The sequence below is a fragment of the Enterococcus mundtii genome (genome assembly GCF_002813755.1).
GTDB lineage: Bacteria > Bacillota > Bacilli > Lactobacillales > Enterococcaceae > Enterococcus_B > Enterococcus_B mundtii.
Window position 1 is genome coordinate 1,713,215 of sequence record NZ_CP018061.1, and the last position, 20,353, is coordinate 1,733,567.

Below are 20,353 nucleotides of genomic sequence, written 5' to 3' on the forward strand. Positions count from 1 at the left end.
ACTCCTTTATTCCTCAAATAATCTAACGCATGTCATTATACCCTACTTTTTCTAGAAAAAGAATCGTTGAATGTCATTCCATGTCACTAATACCATCAATAGCATCAGGAAGCCAAAACCAACAAGCGTCAAAACGCCTTCTTTTTCCTGACTAAGTGGTTTACCACGGACACCTTCGAAAATATTCAAGACTAGTTTTCCACCATCTAATGCTGGAATCGGTAATAAATTGACGATCCCTAAATTCATGGATAAGATCGCCATCAAACCAATGACTGTCATGATCCCTTGATTCGCTGCCTCAGAAGATAATTGGAACATCATCACCGGTCCACCTAATTTGTCCAAGCTAAAGCCGGTAAATAATGAACCTAATGCTTTGAATATTTCCAAAGAGCTACTAAATGCACGTTGTGTTCCACCGATGATCTTATCGAAGAAGCCAGTTTTCATTGGCGCTTGTATTCCAAGTTGACCAATTTTTTCACCATTCGACTCAATTGCTTTCGGTGTCACTTCAACAGAAGAAACCTGTCCATTTCGTTCAACTTCAAAATCAAGTGGTTTATCTGGATTTTCAGTAATGATCGCTGTCAGATCATTCCATGTTTGGATCGATTTCCCCTCAACTGAAAGAATTTCATCATTTTCTTTCAGTCCGGCTGCAGCCGCAGCTCCGTCTGGCGTAACAACACCGATTTGGTTGGTATTTGTGACTGTCACCCCGCCTTGCATGAACGCTAATACGATGAACAATAGAATCGCTAGAATAAAATTATTCATTGGACCCGCAAAGTTCGTTAACATTCGTTGCCATAATTTGGCTGATTGGAACTGCACATCTCTCGGTGCGATCCTCAATTCAGTCCCATCCGCCTCGATGATCGAAGCATCGTGATCCACTGCATACGTTACTTCTTGCGTTTCATCACCATTCACATAACCTGTGATCGTGAGTGCTTCATCAAGATCATAACGGATCAATTCCATGGGGATCGCATTGGTCAATTGGATCTTTTTGCTTAAATTGATTTTCTTTACGACATGATCTGAATCCATCAAGAGCGATAACGGCATTCCTGGGGCCATTTCCGTTTCGTCGTCCCCATTCCCAGCCATTCTCACATAGCCACCGATCGGTAACAAACGCAATGTATAAGTCGTGCCGTCTTTTGCTTGATGACCGTAGATTTTAGGTCCCATGCCAATCGCAAACTCGCGAACTAGGATTCCTGATCGTTTCGCAAAGAAGAAGTGGCCAAATTCATGTACGATCACTAAGATGCCAAAAACGATAATGAACGTGATAATTGTTCTCATCCTATTCTCCTTTACATTAATCATTATTTTTTATTCAGTTAAAATAAAACTACTTAATTTTACCATATTATCGACACTTCACCAAGCACCTGTTAAAATGTAAAAAATAAAAATCCTGTAAAGAATCTCCTTACCGATCGTGTCTGATTGACGGACGAAAAACTTTTGGTTTCGGAAGCTTCTTTTACAGAATTTTTATTTAAATCAATCCAAATAAGTACATGACAGGAAAGACGAACAATAGACTATCGAATCGATCTAAGATCCCACCATGTCCAGGTAAAATGTTCCCTGAATCTTTGACCTCATAGTGGCGTTTAATTGCCGACTCGACTAGATCCCCAAATTGTCCTACGATCGATAGAATGATCGTTAGGAGTAACATGACGAATAAACCATGTCCAAACAATTCTTGTGGTGGATAAAGTAAGAAATACAGTAAGGCAACAACTAACGCACTACCTATTCCCCCTAATGCACCTTCAATCGTTTTGTTGGGTGAGATATCTGGCCATAGCTTACGCTTACCAAAACGTCTACCAACTAGATATGCGCCAATATCGGTTGCCCAAACGATGAACAAGCCAAAAAGCAATACGTTGATTCCTTCTGTACGCGCACTAACAAAGTTTTGAAAACCAAAACCGACATATAAACTAGTAACAACTGGAAAACCAGCTTCATCGATCGTATACATATTTTTTGAGAAGACAGCGGCACCCAAAAGGATCATCACAGTCAAATAAAACAACATAAATTCATTTGTTTGTTCAGGTAAAAAGAAAAACCAGCGCTCTTTCGGCAGGACAAGAAAAACTGCACCAATGGCAGAAAGAACTCCTTCAAAACTTAATAGTGTCAATCCTTTCATACGAAAAAGTTCATAGACACCAACTACTGCTAATAAAGCCGCTACTAGCTCAAGACCAATTCCTCCGATCCAAATGATCGGAATAAATAATGCCAATGCTACGACCGCAGTGATCACACGTTGCTTCATGATTGTTCTCCTTTATCTACACTTTTTACGCCACCAAAACGACGGTCTCGATGTTGATAAGAAGCGATTGCTTCCTCTAAATGGGCGCCGTCAAAATCTGGCCATAAGGCTTTTGAAAAATATAATTCACTATAAGCAATCTGCCACAATAAGAAATTACTGATCCGTTCTTCGCCACTTGTCCGGATGACTAATCCTGGATCGCGAAGTTCGGGAGGTAAGAAACCGGTCATCAAATGATCCGCGATCATGTCCTCGTCGATGTCTTCCGTAGAAAGATCGTTTTCTTTTACTTGTTCACTGATTGCTTTGACTGCAGAGATGATTTCTGCCCGACTACCATAATTCAGTGCGAAGTTTAAGATCATTCCCGTATTTTCTTTGGTTTGTTCAATAGCACGGCGTACTGCATCTTGCGTATGTTCCGGTAAGAGTTCTTCATAGCCCATCACTTGTACCTTGACATTTTCAGCAATCAACTCAGGGACGAACGTATCAAAAAAGTCTACAGGTAATTGCATCAAAAAATTGACTTCCTCTTTTGGACGTTTCCAATTTTCGGTTGAAAACGCATAGAGCGTTAACACCTTTACCCCAAGTCGAGAAGCTTTTTTTGTGACTTTCTTAACGGTTTCCATGCCTTCTTTGTGGCCAGCCACTCGTGGTAGACGACGGTTTTGTGCCCAACGACCATTCCCATCCATGATGATGGCAATATGTTTCGGGATATCTCTCTGCGCATCAAAATGGTACTCACTTTTTTCTTGAATATATTTGTTTTTTTGCGGAAAAAAACGTAACATTCTTTTTCCTCCCATACTAAAAAATTACAACTATCTTTACCATTATAGCAATATCTATCGTTATTTCCTATGGTATAGCCCTTTTTTTACGCAAATTCAAAAGATTTTTTAGTTTTTCTTAGTCAAAAAGCAAAAAACAGGAGACAGCACTTCTCACTGTCCACCTGTTTTTATTGATTCTTATACTTCAAGCAATTCTTTTTCTTTGTCTGCAGCAATATTATCCACTTCTTTGATACTGTTATCTGTCAAAGTTTGCACTTCTTTTTCTAAGTCGCGCAAATCATCTTCTGTGATATCGCCATTTTTTTGTTGTTTTTTGTATTCATCGATTGCATCACGACGAATGTTACGGACAGCGATTTTCGCATTTTCAGCTTCTTTTTTCACGTCTTTCGCTAATTCTTTCCGACGTTCTTCTGTTAACTGAGGAATGACTAAACGGATCACATTTCCGTCATTTGTTGGGCTGATACCGATGTCGCTTGCCATGATCGATTTTTCGATGTCTTGAAGCACACTTTTATCGAATGGTGTGATCATCAATACTCTTGCTTCTGGGATCTGAATCGATGCTAATTGGTTCAATGGTGTTGGTGCGCCATAATAATTAACAGTGATACGATCTAATAAGCTCGCATTCGCACGGCCGGCACGGATCTGTCCAAGTTCACGTTGTAGATTTTGTGCTGCTTTTTGCATCTTGTCTTTTGCTTCTGTCATAATTGCATCTGCCATTGTTTATTTCCCCCTTACGGTTGTTCCGATATTTTCACCTAAGATTGCTCGGCGAATGTTTCCATGTTCATTAAGATTGAACACAAGTAACGGGATATCATTGTCCATACTCAATGAACTAGCAGTTGAATCCATTACTTGTAATCCTTTTGCAATGACTTCCATGTGTGTCAATTCATCGAATTTCACTGCTGTTGAATCGATTTTTGGATCGGCAGAATAAACACCGTCAACATTGTTCTTAGCCATTAAAATAACATCAGCGCCAATTTCAGCTGCACGTAATGCCGCAGTTGTATCTGTAGAAAAATAAGGGTTTCCAGTACCACCGGCAAAAATAACGATGCGCCCTTTCTCTAAATGACGCTCTGCTTTACGACGGATGTATGGTTCTGCGATTTGTCGCATTTCAATTGAGGTTTGGACGCGTGTAGGAACACCAACATTTTCTAATGTATCTTGTAATGCTAAAGCATTCATCACAGTTGCTAACATGCCCATGTAATCCGCTTGTGCACGTTCCATCCCCATTTGTGCGCCAATTTGACCGCGCCAGATATTTCCACCGCCGACAACAATTGCCATCTCTACGCCTAACTCGTGGACTTCTTTGATCTCTTGGATGATTTCTTTGATAACTGGCGGTTTGATTCCAAACCCTTCATCTCCAGCTAAAGCTTCTCCACTTAATTTTAAGACGACACGCTGATATTTTGGTGTGACCATGTTCATTCCTCCAATATTTTCTATTGACATTCTACCATATCCAGATAGTTTAGGCACGAAAATACCTATGCTCTTGATATCTCTTGCCCTAAAAAAAAGAGCTGTGACGAATGTCGCTGCTCCTCATTTCATTCAAATAAGCGATGGAACCGATGTGGTCACAAAGAAAATGCAGAATGATCTCTATTTTCTTTGGACCAAACATCGTACCATTAACCAAGTCCGTAAACCGGATTATTTTTTCACTTGGTTCATTACTTCTTCTACAAAGTTATCTTCGCGTTTTTCGATACCTTCGCCGACTTCAAAGCGGACAAATGATTTCACAGTTGCGCCTTTAGAAGCAACAAATTTTTCAACAGTCATATCAGGATCTTTAACGAATGGTTGGTCAACCAATGCGATTTCAGCTTTAAATTTGTTTAAGCGTCCTTCAACCATTTTTTCAACGATGTTCGCTGGTTTGCCTTCGTTCAATGCTTGTTCAGTCAAGACTGTACGTTCGTGATCTAATTCAGCTTCAGGGATTTGTGTTTCGTTTACATAACGAGGGTTGATCGCTGCTACGTGCATCGCTACGTCTCTAGCTACTGCTTCGTCAGTTGTACCTTCTAAAACAGCTAATACAGCAATACGTCCACCCATGTGTAGGTAACCGCCAAATGCAGCGTTGTCATCTTTTTCGATTACTTCAAAACGACGGAAGCTGATTTTTTCACCAATAACTTGTGTTGCTTCGATCAAGTCAGATTCAACTGTTCCTTTTGATGTTTTGATTTTCATTGCTGCGTCCATGTCAGCTGGTTTGTTTTCAGCAACTAGTTCAGCGATTTCTTTTACTAAGTCTTGGAACATTTCGTTTTTAGAAACGAAGTCTGTTTCTGAGTTGACTTCAACGATTGCTGCAGTATTACCTTTCACTGCAACTGAAGCAAGACCTTCAGCGGCGATACGATCGTTTTTCTTCGCAGCTTTAGCCATTCCTTTTTCACGTAAAAGATCTACTGCTTTTTCGATGTCACCTTCAACTTCAACCAATGCTTTTTTCGCATCCATCATACCTACGCCAGTCATGTCGCGTAGTTCTTTTACCATTTTAGCTGTAACGTCTGCCATTTTTACTTCCTCCTAGTTGTATGCTTTTTCTTTAAAAAAAGCTGTTTCAAAGGAGAGTGAGGCTTGTCGCCTAGCCTTTGAAACAGCTCCATCATTTAAAAATTATTCTGCTGAAGAGTTGTCGCCTTCAACAACATCAACGATTTCTTCGATTGAAGTCGCTGTGTTTTCTGCTGAAAAATCTTCTTCAACTACTTGATCTTCCCCTTGATTTCCTTCGATGAAAGCATCAGCCATTTTTGAAGTAATCAATTTAACGGCACGGATTGCGTCGTCGTTTGATGGGATAACTACGTCGATCTCATCTGGATCACAGTTTGTATCAACCATTGCTACGATTGGGATATTCAATTTGTGTGCTTCTTGAACGGCAATGCGTTCTTTACGTGGGTCAACGATGTACATTACATCTGGGATTCTTGGCATATCAGCGATACCACCTAAGAATTTTTCAAGACGTTCACGTTGTTTGTTCAAACCAGCAACTTCTTTTTTAGGTAGAACTGCAAAAGTTCCATCTTCTTCCATTGCATTGATTTGTTTCAAACGAGCGATACGTTTTTGGATCGTATCCCAGTTTGTCAATGTTCCACCTAACCAACGGTGGTTTACAAAGTATTGTCCAGCACGAGTAGCTTCATCTTTGATTGCTTCTTGTGCTTGTTTTTTCGTACCTACGAATAAAGCAACGCCGCCTTCTTCTGCTACGCTCTTCATGTAATCGTAAGCTGCATCTACTAATTTAACTGTTTTTTGCAAGTCAATAATGTAGATTCCGTTTCTTTCTGTGAAGATGTATTTCTTCATTTTTGGGTTCCAGCGACGAGTTTGGTGACCAAAGTGTACGCCGGCTTCTAGTAATTGTTTCATTGAAATTACTGCCATGTTTGTTTCCTCCGATTTGGTTTTTATTTTCCCTCTTCTTGTCTTCCAACTCGCTAGCCAACTTTTTCAAGCACCGACCAACGATCCAACAAGAATGTGGATTTATTGAGTAGTGACGTAAGATACACCAAAGTGATCTTTTTCTGCTCAACATTCAATAGTTTAACTGAATTGGGCATAAATTTCAAGAAAAAAAATCAACTTACTTATTTTTTTGTGTCTTCTTTTTCTCCCTCTCATTTTTTTACTTTATTTCTTTGTTTTTTAATAAGCAATTCGTGAAAAAATAAACAGGTAAATGTAAAATAAAGATGGGCAATTCAACGTTTTTTTGTTATGATACTTGTGAAAAGTTTCGTTAAAGGAGAACTAAAATGCGAAAAACTGAGCGACACTTGTTGATTAAACAAATCATTGAAGATTATACGATCCGTACACAAGATGAAATGTTAGCTAAACTGACTGAAATGGGTGTATCTGCGACTCAAGCGACGATTTCAAGAGATATACGTGACTTAAAAATCGTCAAGGCGCCTGATGAAAATGGTGTTTCCCATTTTGTCCTGTTCAAAGAAAAGGAGACAGCTGAATCAAAGAGCGAAGATGAAAAACGTTTGATCCAGATGATTGAAGATATCGTGTTAAAAGTGGAACGAGTTCATTTTTTGACTATCGTCCATACCTTACCAGATAATGCCCCGTTGTTTGCTGCTGTATTAGATGAAATCAAACCGCCACATATCGTCAGTACCATCGCTGGTTTCGATACAACGATCATTATTTCAAAAGATGATGAAGATGCGCAGTTAGTTGAAAACTTCTTGCATCATCCCACTACAGCAACAATTTTTTAAATGCCATAACAGATAGTAATTGTATATATTTTTTTGATGTTGGTGAAATTTGCCAGCATCTTTTTTTATTTAAATCAATACTGGAGAAGAATCATGAACCTCTCTCAAGTTGACTTAACCTTTCGTTGCTATGAAAGCCCACTATACCTCGCACTCAATGCCTCATAGAAACAATAATAGTAATGTTTTCCACTAGTAGAATAAATTCAAATATCATTGAGAAACACAACAAGCGCTAAAAATCATATAAAGCTTAGTTAACTTTAAGTTAGGTAGGTATTGCTTATTTCAATATGAATTCTCACTTTCTTCTGATTATCGAAAAAACAGTCCTCACCACTCCTTATTTTCATGTCATACTTTAATTTAAAAAACTTTTATAGCATAGAAAGGAAAAACGATTATGACCTTCTTTCCCTTTGTCGATCCCAATCGTCGCCCACAAGCAGAAATCAAAAAAATGACAGAAGAACTCACTCAAAAGTTCCATGCAATCGATCCAGATTTGACTTTGATACATAATGATAACTTTATTGATTATGGTCCAGAGGTCTTTCCAAAGTTATCGAAAATTTATTGGGACCCCCGTGTGCCAAATCACCCGATGGAACATTTTGTGTATTCGGAGTATCTGCTTAGATATAGAGGCTATCCTCTTTACTGGTTTACGCCTTACGATGAACAAATTTACGAATATTATAGAAAACCGAGCGGGGCTTCAGATTCTTCTAGACAAGCAGTAAAAGTGATTGACCAAGCTATCTTAAAAGTCATTCATGAATATCAAGTGCATAACCTGTTCTATTGGAATGACTTATTTACAGAAAAACAATTGGAACAGGAAAGGTTAAAACCTTATAATCGTCCATCACAATTCATTGGACCTGGCGAACTAATTAGTTCACCAATTAGTTTCACTGACCCCAAGCACCGACCTTTGGCTGCTGTAGAAAAGAATACGGAATTTCTAGAAACTCAATTAAATAAATTAGATTCTCGATTAACCGTGATTCGTGATGAATCATACATTGATTTTGGTCCAGATATCGGTCATTTTCTTGCGGAGTGCCCTTACGATCCAGAGGAAGACGAGCCAGATGATCCTAGACGTGATTTATCTCGTTACGAGTACGACATTTATTTTAATAAAACATTACTTTTCTCTCTCTCTCCTTATTGTAGTGGGACTGGATTTCATGGCGATTACTTTAATGGGGGAATACCGAATGTTACCTACCTTGGACTAAGCAAGAAGCTAGTTGATGCGATCAATGTGATTATGAGAAAATATATGCTTTACAACAAATACTACTGGCGGGAAACCTATACCCCAGAACAATTTCAAAGTAAAATACGTGAAGATAAAGAATGGTGGACTTTATTTTAACAGTTTATTCAAAAAATAAAATCTTGAACAGAAAGGATAGTAACTATGACCTTCTTCCCCTTTGTCGATCCCAACCGTCGACCACAAGCAGAGATCAAAAAAATGACAGAAGAACTTACACAAAAATTTCATGCAATCGATCCAGATTTGACCTTGATCCACAATGATAACTTTATTGATTATGGTCCAGAGGTCTTTCCAAAGTTATCGAAAATTTATTGGGACCCCCGTGTGCCAGATCATCCGATGGAACATTTTGTGTATTCGGAGTATCTACTTAGATATGGAGGTTACCCTCTTTACTGGTTTACGCCCTATGGTGAACAAATCTATGAATATTATAGAAGACCTGGAGGGAATGCAGACTCGCGAAGAAAAAACTTTAAAAATGATTGAACAGAATATCCTAAGAATCATTCATGACTATCAAGTTCATAACCTTCTCTATTGGAAAGATATATTTACAGAAAAACAATTGGAACAGGAGAAGTTAAAACCCTACAAGAGAGTATCGCAATCTATTGGACCTGGCGAACTAATTAGTTCACCAATTAGTTTCACTGACCCCAAGCACCGACCTTTAGCTGCTGTAGAAAAGAATACCGAATTTCTGGAAACTCAATTAGATCACTTAGATTCTCGATTAACAGTGATTCATGATGATTCTTATATTGATTTTGGTCCGGATATCGGCCATTTTCTTGCGGAATGTCCTTACGATCCAGAGGAAGACGAGCCAGATGATCCTACTCGTTACTTATCTCATTATGATTACCACATTTATTTTAATGAGATACCCATTTACGGACTTTCTCCTTATAGTATAGGAACAAGTTTTCATGGCGACTTCTTCAATGGAGGGATTGCTAATGTTACGTACCTTGGACTTAGTAAGGAACTAGATGATGCGATCGAAGTGATTATGAGGAAATATATGCTCTATAATAAATATTACTGGCGCAACAATTATTCCTATGAAGATTTCCAAAAAATAGTGCGTAACTATAAAAAGACATGGAAGTTGAATTAATTCAACTTCTTATGATTGAACTAAAAAAATCTTGAACTGAAAGGATAGTAACTATGACCTTCTTCCCCTTTGTCGATCCCAACCGTCGACCACAAGCAGAGATCAAAAAAATGACAGAAGAACTGACCCAAAAATTTCAAGCAATCGATCCAGATTTGACTTTGATACATAATGATAACTTTATTGATTACGGTCCAGAGGTCTTTCCAAAGTTATCGAAAATTTATTGGGACCCCCGTGTGCCAAATCACCCGATGGAACATTTTGTGTATTCGGAGTATCTACTTAGATATGGAGGTTACCCTCTTTACTGGTTTACGCCCTATGGTGAACAAATCTATGAATATTATAGAAGACCTGGAGGGAATGCAGACTCGCGAAGAAAAACTTTAAAAATGATTGAACAGAATATCCTAAGAATCATTCATGACTATCAAGTTCATAACCTTCTCTATTGGAAAGATATATTTACAGAAAAACAATTGGAACAGGAGAAGTTAAAACCCTACAAGAGAGTATCGCAATCTATTGGACCTGGCGAACTAATTAGTTCACCAATTAGTTTCACTGACCCCAAGCACCGACCTTTGGCTGCTGTAGGAAAGAATACGGAATTTCTAGAAACTCAGTTAGATCAATTGGATTCTCGATTAACCGTGATTCGTGATGACTCATATATTGATTTTGGTCCAGATATCGGTCATTTTCTTGCGGAGTGCCCTTACGATCCAGAGGAAGACGAGCCAGATGATCCTAGACGTGATTTATCTCGTTACGAGTACGACATTTATTTTAATAAAACATTACTTTTCTCTCTCTCTCCTTATTGTAGTGGGACTGGATTTCATGGCGATTACTTTAATGGGGGAATACCGAATGTTACCTACCTTGGACTAAGCAAGAAGCTAGTTGATGCGATCAATGTGATTATGAGAAAATATATGCTTTACAACAAATACTACTGGCGGGAAACCTATACCCCAGAACAATTTCAAAGTAAAATAAGTGAAGATAAAGAATGGTGGACTTTATTTTAACAGTTTATTCAAAAAATAAAATCTTGAACAGAAAGGATAGTAACTATGACCTTCTTCCCCTTTGTCGATTCCAACCGTCGACCACAAGCAGAGATCAGAAAAATGACAGAAGAACTGACTCAAAAATTTCATGCAATCGATCCAGAATTGACCTTGATTCACAATGATAACTTTATTGATTATGGTCCAGAGGTCTTTCCACAACTTTCGTCGATTTACTGGGATCCTCGCGTGGCAAAACATCCGATGGAACATTTTGTGTATTCGGAGTATCTACTTAGATATAGAGGCTATCCTCTTTACTGGTTTACGCCTTACGATGAACAAATTTACGAATATTATAGAAAACCGAGTGGGGCTTCAGATTCTTCTAGACAAGCAGTAAAAGTGATTGACCAAGCTATCTTAAAAGTCATTCATGAATATCAAGTACTTAACCTGTTCTATTGGAATGACTTATTTCCAGAAAAACAATTGGAACAGGAAAGGTTAAAACCTTATAATCGTCCATCACAATTCATCGGACCAGGAGAACTCGTTAGTTCACCAATTAGTTTTACTGACCCCAAGCATCGACCTTTGGTTGCTGTAGAAAAGAATACCGAATACTTAGAAACACAGCTCAACAAACTAGATTTGCGCTTATCTCTTATTCATGATGATTCATACATTGACTTTGGCCCAAAGATTGGTCGTTTTTTAGCTGAATATTCTTATGATCCAGAAGAAGATGAACCTAATGATCCTATATGCGACTTATCTGATTCAGAGTATCAAATCTATTATGGTGATACTCTTTTGTACAGTTTTACTCCCTATAGCTTTGGAACTGGTTACCAAGGAAATATTCTTAATGGTGGCATACCTAGTTTCGTTCATCTTGGACTAAGTAATGAACTTGATGCTACTGTAATAAAACATGTTCACAAATATCAATTGAATAATTTATATTATTGGCGTGATTATTATACTACTGGAGAGTTCCAAAAAGAAATTAAAAAAAATAAAAAGATGTGGTGCTTAGAATAACTAAGCACCACCATCTTTATTATTTTATAATCGGATATGCTGTCGCAACCGTAATTTTTCCATTTGCTTTAACATTCGCATGTCCTTCTATCGTAAAACCTTCTGTACTTTCACCACTAAAAGGATGTCTCCCCGGTATATTCGGAACCTCTTTTTTTACAATTTGCTCTACTTCACTCGTAATTTTCTCTGCATCCCAGTTGTCAGGAAAAACAGTAGAGTTAGTTCTCTTATATTTCCCATCATATCTAACTTTCGCCTCAAAAGGTCGTCCTTCCACCACTGTCCCAGTTGGTTCATAATCCACTCCACTGTCTGGATTATAAAAATCAGGGCGGCGTGAATGAGCACCTTTAAGTACAGGTACACCATCTTTCCCCGGTCTTACCTCTCCCTCCACATGACGCAAGGCTTTACGGTTATAGTATTCAGTGATTTTCAATTTTTCTACCAAGGACTACTTGGTCTGTTCAATAGTCGATTTATCGCTTAGATAGATGTCCAACCTAGATGTTTATTATCGCTTTACTCATGTTCTCTTTACTTCGACTTTTTCGAAAAAAAATTCTTTATACTGTCTTTCAACATGTTATGATTCAAATGAAAAAACTTGATATAGAAAGGAATAATATCTATGACCTTCTTCCCTTTTGTCGATCCCAATCGTCGACCACAAGCCAAGATTCGAAAAATGACAGAAGAACTGACCCAAAAATTTCAAGCAATCGATCCAGATTTGACCTTGATACATAATGATAACTTTATTGATTACGGTCCAGAGGTCTTTCCAAAGTTATCGAAAATTTATTGGGACCCTCGTGTGCCAGATCACCCAATGGAACATTTTGTGTATTCGGAGTATCTACTTAGATATGGCGGCTATCCTCTTTACTGGTTTACGCCTTATGATGAAAAAATTTACGAATATTATAGAAGCCCTGGAGGGAATGCAGGCTCGCGAAGAAAAACTTTAAAAATGATTGAACAGACTATCCTAAGAATCATTCATGACTATCAAGTGCATAACCTTCTCTATTGGAAAGATATATTTACTGAAAAACAATTGGAACAGGAGAAGTTAAAACCCTACAAGAGAGTATCGCAATCTATTGGACCTGGCGAATTAATTAGTTCACCAATTAGTTTCACTGACCCCAAGCACCGACCTTTGGCTGCTGTAGAAAAAAATACGGAATTTCTAGAAACTCAGTTAGATCAATTAGATTCTCGATTAACCGTGATTCGTGATGACTCATACATTGATTTTGATCCAGAAGTTGGGTTCTTTTTCGCTGAATTCCCTTATGATCCTGAAGAAGATGAACCTAATGATCCTAGACGTTATTTGTCTAATGAAGAGTATACAATTAGTTACGACGGTATTTCTTTATTTGGTTGTTCCCCTTATCAATTAAGCTATGGAATACATGGGGATTTTTATAGCGAATGGATGTTTAATACGGACTACCTTGGTTTAAGCGAACAATTGAATAATTCAATTTTAGCTATCATCTATCAATATCAACAGAACAATTTATATTATTGGCGTAATGTATATACACCTGAAATGTTTCAAAAAAAAATTAATGAATATAAAGACAGAGAGACATGGAGACTGGATAGGTCTGTCTAACTTAGATGTTTGTTAACGCTTCACTCAAATTCTCTTTTTACTCCGACTTTCCCGAAATAATAATTCTCTCTTCTACTTTTCCAACGTGTTATGATTCAAATAAAAATTTTGAACAGAAAGGATATTAACTATGACCTTCTTCCCCTTTGTCGATCCCAACCGTCGACCACAAGCAGAGATCAGAAAAATGACAGAAGAACTGACTCAAAAATTTCAAGCAATCGATCCAGATTTGACTTTGATACATAATGATAACTTTATTGATTATGGTCCGGAGGTCTTTCCAAAGCTATCAAAAATTTATTGGGACCCTCGTGTACCGAATCATCCGATGGAACATTTTGTGTATTCGGAGTATCGTTTAAAAGGTAAGTTCTATACTGCTTATTGGGTTACCCCTTATGGTGTGATTATTGATAAATCACGATTACCAGATAGTCATGAAAAAAATTTGCAAAAAAAAGTAAGTAGCATTAATGATGCAATTCTTGAAGTCATTCGAGATTATCAAGTTCATAATCTTCTTTATTGGAAAGATTTGTTTTCACAAAAACAATTCGCACAACATGCTTTGGCCCTATATAAACAAAATCAACAAATAATCGGAGACACAAATATATGGAACTCCCCATTTGATTTCAGTGATCCAAAGTACCGACCTTTAGCAGCTGTTAAAAAAAATACGGAATTTCTAGAGACACAGCTGAGACAGTTAGATTTTCACTTAACTCTTACTCACGATGATTCATTTATTGATTTTGGACCAGAAATTGGTCATTTATTAGCTGATGCGCCTTATGACTCTGAACAAGATGAGCCTGATGATCCAATTGCTACCATATCTAATTATGAATATAATATTTATTTTAACCAGATACCTATTTACAGTCTCTCTCCTTATAGTATAGGAACGTGTTTTCATGGCGACTTCTTTAATGGTGGAATTACTAATGTTAAGTATCTGGGGCTAAATAAGGTGTTAGATGATGCGATTGAAGTGATTATGAGAAAATATATGCTTTACAACAAATACTATTGGCGTGAAACCTATACGCCAGAACAATTTCAGCACAAAATACGTGAAGATAAAGAATGGTGGCACTTAGTTTAACTAAGTACCACCATTCTTTATCATTCTATGATTGGATAAGCTGTCACAACATTTATTTTACCATTTGCTTTTATATTTACTCGCCCTGCTATTTTAAATCCTTCTGTACTATCGCCACTAAAAGGATGATTCCCTGGGACGGAACTAGATACTTTTTCCTTTACAATTCTTTCTACTTCACTAATAATCTTTTCCGCATCCCAGTTGTCGGGAAAAACAGTAGATTTAGTATTTTTAATGTTCCCATCATATCTAACTTCTGCCTCAAAAGGTTGCCCTTCCACCACTGTTCCTGTCGGCTTATATACAACTCCACTGTCTGGGCTATAAAAATCAGGATGTCTCGAATGGGCACCTGTGATTTCAGGATTGCCACTTCTCCCAGGTCTCACCTCTCCTGCCACATGTCGCAACGACTTGCGGTTATAAAATTCAGTAGTTGGTAACTTCTCTACTAAGGCTTCATTTGGACAGCCCTTGGTAATCAGAGCCTTTTCCGCTTCCAATACGCGAGCGGCTTCAGCTTCTTCGACTTCGATCGCTGTTACGAAGACTTCTTCGGATTCAACTGCTCGTAAGACAGAAAACATTTCAGACAACGGTAAGCACATAATGATAAGTAAGATGTCTGTTTTTTCGAGCTGGATTTGGGACTGTTTGATGACCCAGTCGGTATTTTCGTAATTTGGTAAATTCTTCAATACATTGCCACCGACTTCAGAAATCGCTGCAATGGTGGTTTCATCTAGACTTCTTGGTAAGGCATTCGTGCGTTCTTCATCAAACAAGCCATCGGCTAACGCATAGTAGTTGCAATAGATACCGAAAAAGCTTTGCACTTTGCGGATCGTATAGATGACTTCTTGGTTAAAGCCGATGTCGATTTGATCTAAGGGAACAATTTCTTGCGTTCCCCGATACACAAATTCACCTTCCCGATTAATGACAACTTCCTTGTCATTGGCTTTCGCTACGATCCGGAATAGATTGGTCTGAAACGTATCAGGCAATTGATCAATCAGCGCATCCCGCTCATCGATCATCTGACGGGTGATTTCTTTTCCGACTTCATTGACGGAATCGACATCTGTTAGGTCTACTGCCCCGAATTGGACCGAAGAATATTCTTTGACCAGTTCCAAGGCTTGTTCAGGTGTGGCGATTTCTGCTAAAAATGTATCAAAGTCCGTCTCCATGGGAATCGTGATGCCACGAACATCATATTGTGTATATAATTGTTGACGATGGTCATAGGCGGTATAGCTCATGGTCACATTGACATAGGGTGTTCCTGGACCATTATATGGAGAAAAATTGATTTGTTTCAGGGCGCCGATCCGCGGAGGTAATTTTTCATTTCCCGGTAAGTATTCATTCAGTGAAGTATCTGGATAAACTAACAGACTTTGATTGTTTGTGCTTTTCGGCACGAACAATCTGCTCACACCGTCTGTGCCAGTTCGCATCTCATATCCAGATAAGTCGGGGGTCGTTTCTATGTATTCGAGAAACTGGTTTTGGACTGAAATCCAACTAGCCAACTCGATTTTAGTGGTTGGATAAATCTCAATCGGATCTTCGGGCGCATCAATGGCGTCACCAAGTAAACTGATCGATTGTCTTAAGATATTGGTGGAGGTCACCCGATACAACTGACTGACAGCCATCTCTTTGGACGATTCTTTTAAGTAGGGTCGGGTAAATTCAGCAAAGGCGGTAGCTTGGATGATCGGTGCAATTTTTGAACGAGCAAACCGTGCACTGAGGGGTAACGTACTTGGCCCTTCCATCATGTCTAAATAATCCGCTAGAACCAAATTATCAAATACGTTATGTTCGGCAGTCAAAGTATCCGTAAATCCTCGGAGTTTTGCCCATTCGTTCCATGTTTTTTCATCTTTCGCTTGCGAAGTGCCGCTTAAATCAATCTCAACAGCCGGACGCGAGATCGCTTCTCTGAAGGATCGATCACTCGCAAAGGCTAAGAGTGTCGGTTGGAAAACCGACGACAACAACATCACAACTATCAACAACGAGAACCATTTCTTTTTCACTTTCATTTTTCCACTCCTTTTCTTTTTTATTTACACCGAGAGTATACCGCAAGAAAAGAAAGCGCTTAACAAAAAGTGAAGATTCTCATGAAACGACTTTTTCTAAAATAAGAAAAGGAAATTCAATTATTTATTCATAAAAATTTTTGTATGTACAATTCAACATAAAACAACTATGAAAATGTATGCCGTACCAAAAATACGTCAAAAAAGCCGGGATTTTTTCAAATCCCGACTTGGCTCGTTTCTAAAAGAGAACCTTCTAGATAAAAATCAATTCAATTGTAAATATGCAATGGATTATTGACTGATAAATAACTTTTAGATTTCTCTTCAGAAAATCATTGAGCAATGAAACTTTTTACATTTTATCTGGTGCATGTAATCCTAATAGACGTAAGTCTTCTTTTAGTAAAACAGTTACCGCATAAACTAACGCTAAGCGTGCTTCTTTTTGGTCATCGTCCGCTAAGATTTTTGTATGTGCATAGTATTTATTGAATGCTTGTGCCAGTTTGATCGCATGTTTTGCAATGATCGATGGCTCATATTTTTCACCCGCTTGAAGTACTGTTTCAGGGTATTTCTGTACAAGCTTCACGACTTCCCAACTATTTTCATCATTCAACGCATAAGCTTGATCTTCAGAAGGAACAAAACCTGCTTTGTCTAATAAACTCATCGCACGAGCATGAGTATATTGGACATAAGGACCAGTTTCCCCTTCAAAACGAACCACTTCTTCTAAATTGAAGTCAAAGGTATTCAAACGGTCATTTTTTAAATCGTGGAAAATAACAGCCCCAACACCGACTTGTTTTGCGATGACATCTTTGTTTTCCAAATCAGGATTCTTTTCACTGATTTGTTGTTTCGCTGAGTCGATTGCTTCATTCAATACTTCTTCTAGTAAAACGATCTTTCCTTTACGTGTAGATAGTTTTTTACCACCTTGTGTGATCAAACCAAACGGGATATGGTGCATATCATCTGACCAGTCAAAGCCTAGTTCTTTCAAGACAGCTTTCAATTGTTTAAAGTGATAACTTTGTTCATTACCAACTACGTATAGTGATTGACTGAAATCATACGTACGTTTACGGTATAGTGCAGCTGCCAAATCACGCGTAATATAAAGTGTCGCACCATCTGATTTTTTGATCAAGGCAGGATTTAGATCATAAGCAGATAAGTCAACGATTTCTGCACCTTTGTCTTCTTGTAAGAGATGTTTTTCTTCTAGTAATTCGACGATTTCATCCATCTTGTCATTATAGAAAGCTTCCCCGTTCAATGAATCAAAACGAACTTCTAACAAGTCATAGATCTTGTTGAATTCTTTCATTGATTCGTCACGGAACCATTGCCATAACTCCATCGCTTCTTCGTCGCCTTCTTCTAGACGCTTGAACCAAGAACGAGCTTCATCATTCAATTCAGGTTGTGTTTCAGCTTCTTCGTGGAATTGGACATATAGACGCAATAATTCATTGATTGGTTCAGCTTTTACAGATTCAGCAGATCCCCATTTTTTGTAGGCAACGATCAGTTTTCCAAATTGTGTGCCCCAGTCTCCTAAATGGTTGATACGTACTGGTTGGTAGCCTAATTTTTCCATGATAAAGCCAATTGAGTTTCCGATTACTGTCGAACGTAAGTGACCCATTGAAATTGGTTTTGCAATGTTTGGTGAAGACATATCGATAGGCACGCTTCCTTGGTTACCGATCGTGCTATCACCATAGTGTTCTTTTTCTTTTACTACTGTAGCTAACACTTGATTACTAATGATCTCTTTGTTCATAAAGAAGTTCAAGTATGGTCCAACGACTTCGATTTTTTCAAAATTTGTTGCATCGATTTTCTCAGCAAGATCCGCTGCGATCTGTTGTGGTGCTTTGCGGAAGATTTTTGCTAAAGAGAACGTGGGAAATGCGACATCTCCATGGTCCGCTGATTTTGGATTTTCAAGTAATTGTGCGACTTGCTCCAACGTCAAATCATCTTGTACTACTTCATATAGTGCTTTTGCAACAACATCTTTGTTATTCATTTATTTTCCTCCTACATATTGTTTGCTGTAAAACAAAAAAATCTCTAGCAAATCCATATTTCCTATGAATTTACTAGAGACGAGAATTCCCGCGGTACCACTCCAATTGTCCTAAAAAAGGACCTGCTCGATCTGATATCGGTAGACGACCGTCTGTCAAAGACAGAGTTCTCCAAGTGCGCTTCATTGGGATTTGTCCGTCCGGCTTCCACTCTACCCAGACTCGCTTTGAACGAAATGACACCAATTACTCTCTTGTTCAGCAAACGTTGCTCTTATTTAACTTGATTTGAATTATAGCAGATATCCAATCGACTGGCTAGAGTTTTCTTCATAAATAAACGGTGTTCGAAAAGTTGACCTTCAACAATAAGCTAAAAAATCAAAAAATATAAGAAACTATTTTCTGATTTTCTATCTTATTGCTCAGGTCAAAGTGCTTTTCTCACAACCTAAAATGTCCAGGAGGTCTAAAGGAGATTAAAAACCAACTGGACATTTTATACACATGGTCATGGTAAAACGATAAAAAGTTTCTTACGCTTCATCAGCAACAATGATCGTTCCTTCTTCTGAAGCTAATAGATTCTCAATATTTTCTAAGGAAGTAATAATTGCTTTCCCAGTAGGACGAGCCTCAACAAAGGCAATCGCTGCTTCCACTTTTGGCAACATGCTTCCTGGAGCAAATTGGTTTTCAGCAATGTATTGTTTCATTTCTGAGACACCAACTGTTTCTAGTTTCTTTTGATCAGGTTTTTGATAATTCACATAGACATTATCGACACCCGTCAACACGATCAGTAGATCTGCTCCGATGATCTCTGCTAATTTTTCAGAAGCAAAATCTTTGTCGATCACGGCTTCTTTTCCTTCAAGACCTGTTGCAGTTTCCACTACTGGAATACCGCCACCACCTACAGAAATGGTGATCACGCCTTGTTCCACTAATGTTTGGATGACACGAGCTTCTTTGATTGAGATTGGTTTTGGAGAAGCAACGACCTTACGCCAACCACGTCCTGCATCTTCTTTGAATGTTACGGAAGAGTCTGCGTTCATCTGATCGTTCGCTTCTTCTTCTGTATAGAAAGGTCCAACTGGTTTGCTTGGATTTTTGAACGATGGATCATTTTCATCAACGATGACTTGTGTCACTAAAGAAACGACATCTTTATCGATTCCTTTTTCCTTCAACACTTCGCCCATCGCATTTTGCAACCAATAGCCAATTGAACCTTCCGTCATCGCCACGCATGTATCTAATGGCATTGCCGGTGTTTTTTCTGAATCAGCCGCTTGTTGTTGGATCAACAAATTTCCAACTTGAGGACCATTACCATGTGAGATGATCAATTCATCTCCTTGTTCAATAAATTTCACTAAGTATTTTGCTGTTTCCATCAATGCGTCTTGTTGTGCTTTTGCACTTGCATCTGTTGATAAAATCGCGTTTCCGCCTAATGCAACAACCACTTTTCTGTTTGCCATGTCTATCTCCCTTTCTTTCAGAACATTCTGAATTTTACCGATGACAAAACAAGCCAGCGTTCTTTCTGAACGATCCTCACGCTGAC

Annotated in this window: 17 protein-coding genes and 1 pseudogene; 7 read left to right on the forward strand and 11 right to left on the reverse strand. The window is 38.3% G+C overall.

Features of this window, described 5'->3' with window-relative positions; translation table 11 throughout:
* Positions 1-51 precede the first annotated feature (51 nt).
* The 7 genes from rseP to rpsB all read right to left on the reverse strand — a co-directional run bounded on the left by rseP (position 52) and on the right by rpsB (position 6,588).
* Positions 52-1,320 carry an RIP metalloprotease RseP gene (gene rseP / locus EM4838_RS08005; protein WP_062805088.1) on the reverse strand — a complete coding sequence of 423 codons (1,269 nt, stop codon included), beginning with the start codon at positions 1,318-1,320 and terminating at the stop codon, positions 52-54.
* Positions 1,321-1,519: 199 nt separating this feature from the next.
* Positions 1,520-2,320 carry a phosphatidate cytidylyltransferase gene (locus EM4838_RS08010; RefSeq protein ID WP_023519848.1) on the reverse strand — a complete coding sequence of 267 codons (801 nt, stop codon included), beginning with the start codon at positions 2,318-2,320 and terminating at the stop codon, positions 1,520-1,522.
* Positions 2,317-3,123, reverse strand: coding sequence for an isoprenyl transferase (locus EM4838_RS08015; protein WP_065095888.1), 807 nt, complete (start codon positions 3,121-3,123; stop codon positions 2,317-2,319). Before EM4838_RS08015 ends, EM4838_RS08010 begins: the two co-directional genes overlap by 4 nt.
* 180 nt (positions 3,124-3,303) lie before the next feature.
* Positions 3,304-3,861, reverse strand: coding sequence for a ribosome recycling factor (gene frr / locus EM4838_RS08020; RefSeq protein WP_065095887.1), 558 nt, complete (start codon positions 3,859-3,861; stop codon positions 3,304-3,306).
* Between the two features lie 3 nt (positions 3,862-3,864).
* A complete protein-coding gene (gene pyrH / locus EM4838_RS08025; RefSeq protein WP_010735186.1) occupies positions 3,865-4,587 on the reverse strand; it encodes a UMP kinase in 723 nt (240 codons plus the stop codon).
* A gap of 234 nt (positions 4,588-4,821) precedes the next feature.
* Complete coding sequence (gene tsf, locus EM4838_RS08030) at positions 4,822-5,703, reverse strand: translation elongation factor Ts (RefSeq protein WP_010735185.1); 882 nt, start codon at positions 5,701-5,703, stop codon at positions 4,822-4,824.
* 102 nt (positions 5,704-5,805) lie between these two features.
* Entirely contained in the window at positions 5,806-6,588 is a 783-nt protein-coding gene (rpsB, locus tag EM4838_RS08035) for a 30S ribosomal protein S2 (RefSeq protein ID WP_010735184.1), read from the reverse strand.
* A 374-nt stretch (positions 6,589-6,962) separates the two neighbouring features.
* Here rpsB and EM4838_RS08040 point away from each other — a divergent pair, with 374 nt between their 5' ends.
* The 5 genes and pseudogenes from EM4838_RS08040 (at position 6,963) to EM4838_RS08060 (ending at position 11,925) form a co-directional block, all read left to right on the forward strand.
* Positions 6,963-7,442 (forward strand): arginine repressor, encoded by a 480-nt coding sequence (locus EM4838_RS08040; RefSeq protein ID WP_010735183.1) that lies wholly within the window; start codon positions 6,963-6,965, stop codon positions 7,440-7,442.
* Between the two features lie 403 nt (positions 7,443-7,845).
* A complete protein-coding gene (locus EM4838_RS08045; RefSeq protein WP_100917258.1) occupies positions 7,846-8,829 on the forward strand; it encodes a hypothetical protein in 984 nt (327 codons plus the stop codon).
* A gap of 45 nt (positions 8,830-8,874) precedes the next feature.
* A pseudogene (locus tag EM4838_RS08050) lies at positions 8,875-9,859 on the forward strand (hypothetical protein).
* Between the two features lie 53 nt (positions 9,860-9,912).
* Positions 9,913-10,896: a hypothetical protein gene (locus tag EM4838_RS08055; protein WP_100917259.1), complete on the forward strand. Its 984-nt coding sequence runs from the start codon at positions 9,913-9,915 to the stop codon at positions 10,894-10,896.
* A 45-nt stretch (positions 10,897-10,941) separates the two neighbouring features.
* Complete coding sequence (locus EM4838_RS08060) at positions 10,942-11,925, forward strand: hypothetical protein (protein WP_074801803.1); 984 nt, start codon at positions 10,942-10,944, stop codon at positions 11,923-11,925.
* A gap of 19 nt (positions 11,926-11,944) precedes the next feature.
* Here EM4838_RS08060 and EM4838_RS08065 read toward each other — a convergent pair whose 3' ends face one another.
* Positions 11,945-12,367 (reverse strand): EndoU domain-containing protein, encoded by a 423-nt coding sequence (locus EM4838_RS08065; protein ID WP_071868095.1) that lies wholly within the window; start codon positions 12,365-12,367, stop codon positions 11,945-11,947.
* Positions 12,368-12,559: 192 nt separating this feature from the next.
* Between EM4838_RS08065 and EM4838_RS08070 the strand changes: the two genes are divergently transcribed.
* Positions 12,560-13,558: a hypothetical protein gene (locus EM4838_RS08070; RefSeq protein WP_100917260.1), complete on the forward strand. Its 999-nt coding sequence runs from the start codon at positions 12,560-12,562 to the stop codon at positions 13,556-13,558.
* A 130-nt stretch (positions 13,559-13,688) separates the two neighbouring features.
* Positions 13,689-14,669 (forward strand): hypothetical protein, encoded by a 981-nt coding sequence (locus EM4838_RS08075; protein WP_071867877.1) that lies wholly within the window; start codon positions 13,689-13,691, stop codon positions 14,667-14,669.
* Between the two features lie 20 nt (positions 14,670-14,689).
* On the opposite strand, the gene EM4838_RS08080 is transcribed toward EM4838_RS08075, so the two are convergent.
* The 3 genes from EM4838_RS08080 to arcC form a co-directional block, all read right to left on the reverse strand.
* Positions 14,690-16,729, reverse strand: a complete 2,040-nt coding sequence (locus EM4838_RS08080) for an EndoU domain-containing protein (protein WP_071867876.1) — start codon at positions 16,727-16,729, stop codon at positions 14,690-14,692.
* 355 nt (positions 16,730-17,084) lie between these two features.
* Complete coding sequence (gene argS / locus EM4838_RS08085) at positions 17,085-18,776, reverse strand: arginine--tRNA ligase (protein WP_071867875.1); 1,692 nt, start codon at positions 18,774-18,776, stop codon at positions 17,085-17,087.
* A 537-nt stretch (positions 18,777-19,313) separates the two neighbouring features.
* Positions 19,314-20,267, reverse strand: a complete 954-nt coding sequence (gene arcC / locus EM4838_RS08090; protein ID WP_071867874.1) for a carbamate kinase — start codon at positions 20,265-20,267, stop codon at positions 19,314-19,316.
* Between the last annotated feature and the right edge of the window lie 86 nt (positions 20,268-20,353).